Annotated in this window: 4 protein-coding genes; all 4 read right to left on the reverse strand. The window is 76.6% G+C overall.

Going from position 1 to position 11,748, the window contains the following annotated elements:
* The 4 genes from BOQ63_RS36595 to BOQ63_RS36610 all read right to left on the reverse strand — a co-directional run bounded on the left by BOQ63_RS36595 (position 1) and on the right by BOQ63_RS36610 (position 11,736).
* On the reverse strand, positions 1 to 1,203 hold the full coding sequence (locus tag BOQ63_RS36595) for an argininosuccinate synthase-related protein (RefSeq protein WP_030283630.1): 1,203 nt from the start codon (positions 1,201 to 1,203) through the stop codon (positions 1 to 3).
* Complete coding sequence (locus tag BOQ63_RS36600; protein ID WP_150476255.1) at positions 1,200 to 3,029, reverse strand: non-ribosomal peptide synthetase; 1,830 nt, start codon at positions 3,027 to 3,029, stop codon at positions 1,200 to 1,202. Before BOQ63_RS36600 ends, BOQ63_RS36595 begins: the two co-directional genes overlap by 4 nt.
* A gap of 71 nt (positions 3,030 to 3,100) precedes the next feature.
* Positions 3,101 to 6,223: a non-ribosomal peptide synthetase gene (locus tag BOQ63_RS36605; protein WP_051746840.1), complete on the reverse strand. Its 3,123-nt coding sequence runs from the start codon at positions 6,221 to 6,223 to the stop codon at positions 3,101 to 3,103.
* Positions 6,220 to 11,736, reverse strand: a complete 5,517-nt coding sequence (locus BOQ63_RS36610; RefSeq protein ID WP_150476256.1) for a type I polyketide synthase — start codon at positions 11,734 to 11,736, stop codon at positions 6,220 to 6,222. Before BOQ63_RS36610 ends, BOQ63_RS36605 begins: the two co-directional genes overlap by 4 nt.
* Positions 11,737 to 11,748: the final 12 nt, after the last annotated feature.

An 11,748-nucleotide genomic window follows, 5' to 3' on the forward strand; every position in this document is an offset into this window, starting at 1 on the left:
TCACTGCTCCTGGGGCCGGATCGGGGTGAAGGCCGCCCGCTCGGCGGCGACGGAGCGGTGCTCCCAGGCCTCGCGGTCACGCAGGTAGCGCGGCCGGTCGGCGACGATGGCCCGGGTCTCGGCCGAGCCGGCCGCGAGCCGCCAGCGCACCGAACCGGTGACCGGCGCCGAGCAGACGTCGATGAACGCCTGGGCGGCCTGGCGCAGCTCGCCGAACCAGCGGCCCTCCAGCGCCTCGCGGACCCACAGCTGCTCCTGGTGGAGCTTCTCCCGCACCAGCTCGGCGGCGAGGGTGGCGGTCTCCAGGTGGCGGCGCGAGCGCAGCAGCAGCCAGGCGGCGGGCATCTCGCGGATCTCCAGCACCTTCGACCCGTGGTCGAGGTGTTCGAGCCCGCTGTAGCGGCCCAGTCCGTGGGCGCCGACCAGGTGGTTGAGGGTGTCGATCAGTTCGGTCAGCGGCAGCGGCCGGCCGTCCACCGCGACGGGCCGGCCGGCCTCGAAGGCGACCTCGACGGTCTCCGGGGCCCCGGCGGGGCGCAACGCGCTCCAGCGGTAGAGCTCCTCGGGCACGGCGTGGTCCTCGGGGTCGTCGAGGATCCCCGACTCGAACTCCCGGCACCACAGGTTGGAGTCGCCGCTGACCAACCGCTCGCTGAGCTGGTCCAGGCCGACCTCCTTGAGTTCGCGCATCTTCTGCTCCCGGTCGACCGGATCCAGGTCGTACGGGCTGCCGTAGCGGCCGGCGAAGCCGAGCAGGCCGATGGCGCCGTTGAGCCGGCGCAGGGTGTTCTGCGAACGGTTGGCGGTGTGCAGCACCGTGGTGGCGCCGAGCTCCCGGGCGGTGGCGAGGGCGAGCTTGGCGATCAGCGGCCGGCTGAGCGTGGAGCTGACCGGGTGGGTGTCGAGGTAGACGGCGTGCGCGGCGATCGCCGGGCGGACGTAGTCCTCGGCGAACTCCTGCCGGCCGTCGAGCAGGTGGAGCCGGACGCCGAGCCGGTCGGCGATCCGCTGCTTGTGCTCGCCGCTCTCGTCCTCGCCGAGGTCGACGCTGACCGCGTGGACGTTGCGGGCGCCGGCCCGGACCAGGCGGTGCAGCAGGTAGCTGCTGTCCAGCCCGCCGCTGAACAGGGTGACGACCGGGGCGGACGGGTCGCGGGCGATCGTGTCGAGCTCGCCGAAGGAACGCAGGACCTGGGACGTCATCGGGCGGATCCCTCCACCCGGTGCTCGGCCAGGGCGGCGGTGAAGCCCGTCACGGTCGGCTCGTCGAAGGCGAGGTCCATCGGGACCTCGACGCCGAGCAGCGCCTCCAGCTTGCGCACCGCGCGCACCACCTTGAAGGAGTCCCCGCCGATGTCGAAGAAGTCGTCGTCCGGGCCGATCGCGGGTACGCCGAGGACCTCGCACCAGACCCCGGTGACCACGGCGGCCAGGTCGTCGCCGGCCGGCGGCCGCGCCTCGACGGCCGCGGTGGTGGCGGGCAGCACCTCCCCGGCCTGCTCGGTCAGCAGGGCGCGGTCCAGCTTGCCGTTGGCGGTCAGCGGCATCGCGGCCAGCGTGGCGAACGAGGCCGGGACCATGTAGGAGGGCAGCGCGTCGCGCAGCGCCCGGCGCACGGCGGCGGTGACGGCCTCGGGTACGGCGTCCGCCTCCAGGACCAGGAAGCCGACCAGCCGGGCGTCGCTGCCGCGGCCGTGGGCGACCGCGGCGGCCTGCCGCACGCCCGGCACGCGCAGGGCGGCGGACTCGATCTCGCCCAGTTCGATCCGGTAGCCGCGGATCTTCACCTGGAGGTCGACCCGGCCCAGGAACTCCAGGCCGCCCACCGGGTGGGTGCGGACCAGGTCGCCCGAGCGGTAGAGCGGTCCGGTGCCGTCGCCGAGGTGGTCCGGGACGAAGCGCTCCGCGGTCAGCTCGGGGCGGCTGAGGTAGCCGAGGGCCAGACCGGCGCCGCCGATGTAGAGCTCGCCGGGCTCGCCGTCCGGAACGGGCTTGCCGTCCTCGTCGAGGATCCACAGCGTGGTGTCCTCGATGGCCGGGCCGATGTAGACGGTGTCCAGGTCGGGGTCGCGCGGGGGCACCCAGGCGGTGCAGTAGATCGTGCACTCGCTCGGGCCGTAGAGGTTGGTGAGCGGGGCGGTGGACTGGGCGTGGAAGCGGCGGACCAGCTCGGGCGCGAGCGGTTCTCCGCCGGTGAGGACGCGGCGCAGGCCGTCGAAGCGCTCCTCGGGCCCTCGGGCCAGCAGGAACAGCTCCAGCAGCGAGACCACGCAGTAGAAGACGCTGATCTCCGCGGAGCGGATGGTCTCGGCGAGGTAGTCGGCGTCGCGCTGGCGGCCGGGGGCGGCGATGACGACGGTGGTGCCGGTGATCAGCGGCCAGTAGACCTCGATCAGGAACATGTCGAAGCTGCACGCGGTGTGGTGCAGCATCCGGTCGGACGGGCCGAGGCCGTGGCTGCGCTGCAGTGCCCGCAGCCGGGTCGTCACCGCGCGGTGGGGGATCAGCGAGGCCTTCGGGCGGCCGGTGGAGCCGGAGGTGTAGATGACCACGGCGGGCTGTTCGTCGAGGTCGGCCGCGGGTTCGAACGGCTCGGCCGGCTCGGTGGCCGCGCACTCGGCGACGGTGACCACCTCGACGCCGAGGTCGGCGGGGAACCGGGAGCGCAGTTCGGGGGTGGTGACGAGCAGCCGTGGCTCGCAGTCGGCCAGCATGTCGAGGGTCCGGGCGACCGGGTCGTTGACGTCGAAGGCGACCTGGGCGGCGCCGGCCAGGACGACGCCGGTCACGCCGATCACGAAGTCGGCCGAGCGCTCCAGGTAGACCGCCACCCGGTCGCCCGGGCGCACCCCGCGCCCGCGCAGCAGCGAGGCGACCCGCACGGTCCGGTCCCTGAGCTCCCCCGCGGTCAGCACCCGGTCGCCGTCGACCACGGCGGGGTGTGCCGGGTCGGCGTCCCACCGGGACAGCAGCAGGGTGTCGAGCCGTCGTCGGTCGTCGTCGAGGAGGGTGGCCGTAGTGCTAGCCATGGTCGTTCCTGTCCAATCGGTGTGTTCGGTGCGGGGCGTCCCGGCCGGGGTCGGCCGGGACGCCGGTCGGGTCACTGGCCGGCGGCGTCGGAGGCCGGGCCGATGGCCGCGCTCAGTTCGCGGACCGTGCCCGCGTCGAAGAGCAGCTCGATGTCGAGTGCGCGTCCGAGCTCCGCCTCCAACCGGGAGACGAGGCGCAGGGCGCGCAGCGAGTCGCCGCCCAGCTCGAAGAAGTCGTCGTCGGGACCGACCTCCGGCAGGGCCAGGACCTCGGCGAACAGCCTGGTCACCAGCGCCTCGTGGTCCGCGGCCCCGACCGGGGCGGCGGGCGCGGCCTCGTCGCCGGGCTGCGGCGGGGTGGGCAGGGCGAGCAGGTCGGTCTTGCCGGCCGGGGTGAGCGGCAGCTCGGCGAGGACGGCGACCGCCTCGGGGACCATGTACGAGGGCAGCGAGCGGCGCAGCCCGGCCTGGAGGCCGGCGGTGTCGAGCGGGGCGTCGCGGTCGGCGGGCACCACCCAGGCGACCAGGCGGCCCTCCCGTACGGCGACGGCGGAGCCGGCCACCTCGGGCAGGGCGAGCAGCACCTGCTCGATCTCCCCGGGCTCGATCCGGTAGCCGCGCAGCTTGAGCTGGCGGTCCATCCGGCCGAGCAGCTCGATCCGGCCGTCGGGCAGGCGGCGGGCGTGGTCGCCGGTGCGGTACATCCGGCCGCCGGTGAACGGGTCGGTGACGAACCGTTCCGCGGTCAGCTCGGGCCGCTGCCAGTAGCCCTGGGCCACGCCGTCGCCGCCGATGCACAGTTCGCCGACGCAGCCGACCGGGAGCAGCCGGCCGTCGACGGTGTCCAGCACGTGCAGCACGGTGTTGGAGATCGGCCGGCCGACGGTGACCCGGGTGGTGTCGGCGGTGATCGGCTCGACGCTGGAGTACACGGTGGTCTCGGTCGGGCCGTACATGTTCCACACCGAGGAGCCGCGTGCGGCCAGCGGGGCGGCCAGGTCGGCGGGGAAGGCCTCGCCGCAGCTGTAGAGCCGGGGCCGGCCGGCGCCCTGCCAGCCGGAGTCCAGCAGCGCCCGGTAGCGGGAGGGGGTGGCCTGCAGCGCGGTGATGCCGTGCTCCACGGCGTAGCGGTCGACCTCCCGGCCGCTCAGCCCGAGGGCCTGACCGCCCACGTGGACGGTGCCGCCGACCGCGAGTGGCACCAGCAGCTCGGCCAGCGAGGTGTCGAAGCCGAGCGTGGTGAGGGCGAGGAAGCGGGTGTCGCCGTCCAGGCCGGGGTGCCTGCGGGCCAGGCTGTCCACCAGGTTCGCCAGGGCCCGGTGGCCGACGGCGACGCCCTTGGGGCGGCCGGTGGAGCCGGAGGTGAACATCAGGTAGGCCAGCCCGTCCGGGGCGGCTCCCGGGAGCTCGACGGCCGGGGTGGAGGGGGGCTCGCCGGTGAGGTCGGCGGTGGTGAGGTCGAGGACGGTGCCGCCCCACCCGGCCAGTGCGGGCGCTCCGGTCGCGTCGACGAGCACCACGGCGGGCGCGGCGTCCGCCAGGACGAGGCGGATCCGCTCCACCGGGTGGGCCGGGTCGAGCGGGACGAACGCGGCTCCGGCGCGGGCGACCGCCAGCATCGCGGTCACCAGGTCGGCGCCGCGGCCCAGGCAGATGCCCACCCGGTCCGAGGGGCGCACCCCGCGTCCGACCAGCAGCCGGGCCAGGGCGTCGGCGCGCAGGTCCAGCTCCCGGTAGCCGTGGCGGTGGTGCTGGTCGACCACGGCGGGGTGGTCGGGCCGGTCGCGGACCGCCTCGTCGATCAGTCCTGACAGCAGGGCGGCCGGCTCGGTGCGGTCGATCCCGGTGCCGTTCCAGGTGTCCAGCTGCCGGGCGCGGGTCTCCTCGGTGACGGCCAGCAACTCCCCGACGGGGCGGCCGGGTTCGGCGGCGAGGCGGGTCAGCACGGCCACGACGTGGTCGAGCAGTGCCCGCGCCTCCTCCGGGGTGATCCGGCCGGAGTCCACCACCGCCTGCAGCTGCAGGTCGGCCGCGGCCCGGACGACCAGCGTGACCGGGTAGTTGGTCCGGGTCTCGTAGCGGACGTCGTCGACCGTGACCTCGCCGTGGGAGAGCACCGCCTCCGTCCGGTCCGGGTAGTTCTCGACCACCACGACGGTGTCGAACAGCGGCACGCCGGGGGCCGTCCCGGCCCAGCGCTGGATGTCGGTCAGCGCGGTGTGCTGGTGGTCCAGCACGGGGTGGCGGGTGGCGGCGTGCCGGGCCAGCCACTCGTCGCCGGGCAGCTCCCGGTCCACCCGTACCCGTACCGGGACGGTGTTGATGAACATCCCGACCATCTGCTCGGCGCCGTCCAGGCCGACCGGGCGCCCGGAGACGGTCACGCCGACCACGACGTCGTCGCGCCCGGAGTGGCGGGCGACCGTTCCCGCCCAGGCCGCCTCGACCAGGCCGCTGAAGGTGGTGGCCCGGGTGGCGGCCAGTCGCCGCAGGGTGGCGAGGGTTTCGGCGGGCAGTGCGGCCCGTACGGTGTGGAAGCCGCCGGTGGGCTTGGTGCCCGGACGCATCCCGGGCAGGGTCAGGGTCGCCGGCTCGCGGTGCTCCGCCAGGTACTCCGTCCAGAACGCCCGGTCGCGCTCCGGGTCCTGGCGGCCCAGCCAGGCGATGTAGTCGCGGAACGGTGGCGGCGCGGGCAGCTCGTCGGTGGAGCCGGACAGCCCGGCGGTGACCTCCGCCAGCAGCAGGGCCGCGGACCAGCCGTCCAGCAGCAGGTGGTGGTAGGTCCACACCACCAGGTGCTCGCCGGGCAGGCGCAGCACCAGCAGCCGCATCAGCGGCGGCCGGGTCAGGTCGAAGCGCTCGCGGGCCCGCTGCTCCAGCTCCTCGGCGACGGCGGTCGTGCGGGCCGCCTCGTCCAGGCCGGTCAGGTCGCGGAACTCGATCGGCAGCTCCGCCTTCGGCAGCACCACCTGGTGCGGGGTGCGGATGCGCTCCCGGACGAAGGCCGTGCGCAGCACCGGGTGCCGGGCGATCGCCCGCTGCCAGGCGGCGCCCAGCACGGCGAGGTCCAGCTCGCCGTGCACCCGGAAGGTGGTCAGCTCGACGTAGAGACCGTGCTCGGGGGAGGTGGTGCTGTGGTAGAGCATCCCCTCCTGGGTGGGCGAGAGGGGGTAGATGTCCTCGATGTCGTTCACTTGGTGTCCTCTCCTGACCGGAACAGGGCGAATACCCGGGCCAGGTCGTCTTCGCTGAGGTCCGCGTCCGAGAAGGCCTCGCGTGGCCCCGGCGAGGGGGCCGGGGAAGGGCCGGCGGGAGCGGTGGGCGGGGCTGTGGTGTCGGGCGCGGATTCGGCCGCCGGTTCGCGGTCCGCGCGGAGCCGGGCGGCGAGCTGCCCGACGGTGGGGTGGGCGAAGAGGTCGCCGGGAGAGACGGCCAGCCCGAGCCGCTGGAGTTCGCCGGTGATCTGCACGACCAGCAGGGAGTCGCCGCCGAGCTCGAACAGGCTGTCGTCCGGGCCGATGCCGGGCACGCCCAGCAGGCGGGACCAGACCGCGGCGATCCGCTCCTCCAGCTCCCCGGGGCCGTCCGGCCCGGCGTCCGGGGGCGCGGCCGCGACGGTGGCCGCGGCGACGGCGATGCGCTGCGCGGTGCCTCCGGCCGCGCGGGGGCTGACCAGGACGTGCGGGAGGTGACGGTTGGCCAGGATCCGGTCGAGCGCCAGCAGGCCCTCCCGGGTCGGGATCCCGCCCTGCTCGGGCCCGACCGCCCCCGCGGCGCCGGGCGCGCCGCCGTCCGGGCCGCCGGCCGGGGCCGGCCGCAGTACGAAGCCCTCGACGAGCACGCTCGGCACACCGTCCGGCGCGGCCACGACCACGTCGACGACCAGCGTGCCGCCCGCCGCGGCCGCACCGGAGCGGCGCCGGACGTGGACGACGGCATCGGGGCCGAGCGGGCCGAGCACCACCAGCCGCCGGTAGGCCACCGGCAGGTGGCTGCCGGTGCGGGCGGTGACGGCGCCGGTGGCGGTGTCCAGCAGTGCGGGGTGCAGCGGGTGCGCGGCCAGATCGCCGTGGAACGGCTCGGGCAGGCGCAGCCGCAGCATCGCCTCGCCCTCGCCCTCGCCCTGGCGGACCTCCGTGACGCTCTCCCAGCGCGGCCCGGTGCGCAGCCCGCTCGCCCCGCCGGGCCGCTGCCCGGCGGACGGCGCCACGGCGGCGCAGCGTCGCGCGAGCCCGTCGAGGTCGAGGCGCTCCGGGGAAGCGCCCCGGTACGGAGCGATCCGGCCCTGGGCGTGCGGCTTGGACGGCACGGCGCTGGAGCGGACCTCCCACAGGTGCCCGCCGTCGGGCGCCGGACGCAGCCGCACGGTCACCTCCGGGGGCTGGTCGACGGGCAGCCGCAGTGGGTGGGTGAACACCGCGTCCAGTTCGACCGGACCTTCCCCGATCGCCAACCGGTGCCCTGCGACGGCGAGTTCGAGCAGTGCGGTGCCGGGCAGGACCGGGGCGTCGCCGATCCGGTGTTCCTCGGCCGGCCAGGCCGTCTGCCCGCTGCGGCGCAGCCGCAGCTCCACCGTCCCGTCCGGCTCGGTGCGGCGGGCGTCGAAGAGGGCGTGGTCGAGCACCTCTCCCCCGTCGAGCCAGTCCCGCAGCCCGGAGCGGACCGCCATGCCGGTCTGCGACCACCGGTCCCAGCCGATCGACACGGCCGTCCGGGTGCCGGTGGCGAAGCTGTCCAGGAAGGCGTTGGCCCCGGTGTAGTCGGCCTGACCGACCGCGCCGGTGACCGCGAGCGCCGAGGAGCAGAGCACCAGCAACGGACGGTCACGGGCCGTCAGCCGCTCCAGCAGCACGGTGCCGAGCACCTTGGGGGCGAGCACCCGCGCCATCTCCTCGGGTCCGCGCAGTGCGGTGACGCCGCCACCGGCCACCCCGGCGGCGTGCACGACCCCGGCGATCGGGCCGTACGCGGCCCGCACCTCGTCGAGCGCGGCGGCCAGCGCGGCCTCGTCGGTGACGTCGGCCTGGACGAGGCACAGCCGGGCGCCGTGGGCGGTCAGCCCGGCGAGCGCCTCGGCCAGCTCCGGCGGGCAGCTCCCGGCGGGCACGGCGTCCGCGGGCCGCAGGCTGCGCCAGCCCTCGCCGTCGGGCACGGCGCGGCGGGTGAGCAGCACGAGGGTTCGGCCGGCTTCCTCGGCGAGCCGGCCGGCCACGGCCAGGCCGATCCCGCCGAGACCGCCGGTGACCAGCCACGGCCCGGCGGGCAGCGCGGGTTGCGGGGCGGCCGGGTCGGTGAGCACGGGCCGGTCCGGGGCGGGCGCCAGGTGGGCCCGGCCACGGACCGCGGTGAGCGGCGCGGGCGCCTGCTCGGAGCGCAGCCGCGCCACCACCGCGTCGGCGGCCAGGGCCAGTTCGGCGGGCTCCCGGGTGGGGCAGTCCAGGTCGAGCGCCTCGGCGGTGAGGCCGGGCACCTCCTGCGGCAGCACCCGGACGGCGCCGAGCCCGGCGGCTGCCTGCGGGGTGCGGGCGGGCTGCCCGTTGACCCCGTGGGCGGCGTCGGTGACCAGCAGCATCCGCAGCGGCCGGCCCGGGAAGGCCTCGCCCAGGGCGCGGACCAGCTGGGCCGGGACGGTCAGCGCGCGCAGGGCGCCGTCGGCCGCCTCGGCCGGGGTGGCCCGTTCCAGCGGCGGGTCGTCCAGCGCCTGGCACGAGACCACCGCGTCCGGCGGGGTGCCGCGCCCGGCCAGGGTGGCGGCCAGGGCGGTGCAGGAGGCGGGGTCCGCGGGGTCGAGGGTGAGCCCGGTGCCGTCCGGGCCGGCCGCCGCGCCGGGGGCGCGGACCAGGGTGACCAGGGCGCCCGCCGCGGTCAGCCGTTCGGCGACCGGCCCGGCGAGGCCGGCGTCGTCGGCGAGCAGCAGCACCGAGGCCGGGACGGGCCCGGTGCCGGCCGGCGGGAGGACGGGGGTCCAGGACAGGACGTGCAGCCAGGAGTCCACGCCGTCGGCGGCCGGGGTGGCGGTCGCGGCTGATGCGGCCGGGGCGGTGAGGGCGGCGGGCCCGGCGGGGCGCGGGCCGTCCCCGGCCGGTTCGAACCAGTGCCGGACCGGCTCGAACGGGTAGCCCGGCAGCGAGGCGTGCCGGCGCCCGGCCCGCTCCCCGAGGGCCGACCAGTCGAGCTCGGCGCCGCGCTCCCACAGCCGGCCCAGCGCGGTCAGTCGGGCGGGCGGCTGCGATCCGGCCGCGGCGGCGTCCAGGGTGGGCAGGGCCGGCCTGCCGGTGCCCAGGGTGCGCACGGCGAAGCCGGTCAGTCCCCGGCCGGGGCCGAGCTCCAGCAGCGGGCCGTCACCCGGCAGGGCGGCGAGCGCGTCGGCGAAGCGGACGGTGTGCCGCAGCTGGCGCGCCCAGTACTCCGGCGAGACGGCCTCCTCGGCGGTCAGCTCACGCCCGGTCAGGCCGGAGACCACCGGCAGGGCGGGGGCCTGCGCCGGGACGCCCGCCACCAGCCGGGCGAACTCCGCCAGCAGCGGCTCGGCGTCCCGGGTGTGGAAGGCGTGCCGGACGGCCAGCGGCCGGGCCGCGACGCCGCGCGCGGCCAGGCGCTCGGCCAGCCGGGCCACCGCCTCCGGGGCGCCGGCCGCCACGCAGCGGTCCGGTGCGTTGACGGCGGCGAGCTCCGGGCCCTCGGGGTCGTCCAGCAGCGCGCGCAACTCCGCCTCGGGCAGCGGGACGCTCAGCATCGCGCCCGGCTCCATGGCGCCCATCAACCGTCCGCGTTCGGCCACCAGCCGGGCGGCGCCGGGCAGTTCGAAGACCCCGGCGGCGCAGGCGGCCGCGAACTCGCCGACGCTGTGGCCGGCCAGCGCGACCGGCCGCAGGCCGAGCGATGTCCACCAGGCGGTGAGCGCGTACTCCACCGCGAACAGGGCCGGCTGGGCGACCTCGGTGCGGTCGAACAGGTCCGCGTGGGCCGGGTCGAGCAGCAGCGCGCGCAGCGGCGCGGCCGTCCACGGCCGCAGGGCGTCCAGGCAGCGGTCGAGCGCGGCGCGGAAGACCGGTTCGGCGCGGTACGGCTCCGCAGCCGTGCCCGGGCGGCCGGCGCCCTGGCCGGGGTACAGGAAGGCGACCTCCCGGCCGTCGCCGGTGGCCCGGACCGGGCGGGAGTGGTGGTGCCCCCCGGGCCCCGTCAGGACGGTGCGCCGCCAGGGGTGGTGCCTGCGCCTGGTCTGCAGGGTGAACGCGGCGTCGGCGGCCGTGGGTGCGGCCGGTCCGGCCAGTGCCGCGTCGAGTCGTTCGGTGGCCCGGTCGAGCGCCGACTCGCTGCGGGCGGACACCGGCAGCAGCTCCCACTCGCCGGCCGGCGCGGCGGCAGCGACGGGCAGCGGGGGAGCGTCCTGGACGATCAGGTGGGCGTTGGTGCCGCCGATGCCGAAGGAACTGACCCCGGCGATCCGGGTGCCGTCCGCACCGGGCCAGGGCTCGGCCTCGGTCAGCACCCGGAACAGGCGGGGGTCCAGCTCGGGGCTGGGGTTCTCGAAGTGGACGGTCGGCAGCAGCGTGCGGTGCTGCAGCGAGAGCACCGTCTTGATCAGCCCGGCCATCCCGGCGCAGGTGTCCAGGTGGCCGACGTTGGACTTGACCGCGCCGAGTACCCGGCGGGGGTCCGGGGCGTCGCCGAACACCCGGCTCAGCGCGGCGAGTTCGATCCGGTCGCCGAGGGCCGTCGCGGTGCCGTGCGCCTCGATGCAGGAGACCTCGTCGGGCGTGACCCCGGCCACCGACTGAGCGGCGGTGATCACCCGGACCTGGCCGTCCAGGCTCGGCGCGGTGAAGCCGACCTTGCGGTTCCCGTCGTTGTTGACCGCCGAGCCGAGCAGGACGGCCCGGACGGTGTCGCCGTCGGCGACCGCGTCGGCCAGCCGCTTGAGCACCACCACGCCGACGCCGCTGCCGAAGACCGTACCGGTCGCCCCGGCGTCGAAGGGCCGGCAGTGCCCGTCGGCGGAGAGGATCCCGCCCTCGGCGTGCAGGTAGCCGAGCCCCTGGCCGACCCCGGCGGAGACCGCCCCGGCCAGCGCCACGTCGCACTCGCCGCTCAGCAGCGCCTCGGCCGCCAGGTGGACGGCGACCAGGGCGGAGGAGCAGGCGCTCTGCACGCTCAGGCTCGGGCCGGTCAGGCCGAGCCGGTAGGAGGTCTGGGTGGCGAGGTAGTCCTTGTCGCCCGCGGCCAGCCACTGGACCTCGGCGCGGTCCGCCAAGTGGGCGGCGCGCGGCAGCAGTTGGTGCGTCAGGTAGGAGTTGAACCCGGCCGAGGCGTAGACGCCCACGCCGCCCTCGACCCCCTCGGTGGGCTGCCCGGCGTCCTCCAGCGCGGCGACCGCGCACTGCAGGAAGAGCCGGTGCTGGGGGTCCATCAGCTCGGCGTCGCGGGGCGGGATGCCGAAGTACTCGGCGTCGAACTCCGCCAGGCCCTCCAGTACGCCGCCGGCGCCCACGAACCGCGGGTCGGCCAGCCGGTCGGCCGGCACGCCCAGGGCCGTCAGCTCCTCGGGGGTGCGGAAGGTGATGTTCTCCCGACCCGCGACCAGGTCGGCCCAGAAGGTCCCGGCGTCGGGGGCGCCGGGGAACCGGCAGGCGAGGCCGGTGACGGCGATCGCGTCCGGCAGATCCGGCACCGCGGTGGCCGGGCCCTCGGGGGCGTGGGTGGACATCGGACTGCTCTC

Origin of the sequence: Streptomyces viridifaciens (genome assembly GCF_001888885.2) — a bacterium.
GTDB lineage: Bacteria > Actinomycetota > Actinomycetes > Streptomycetales > Streptomycetaceae > Kitasatospora > Kitasatospora aureofaciens.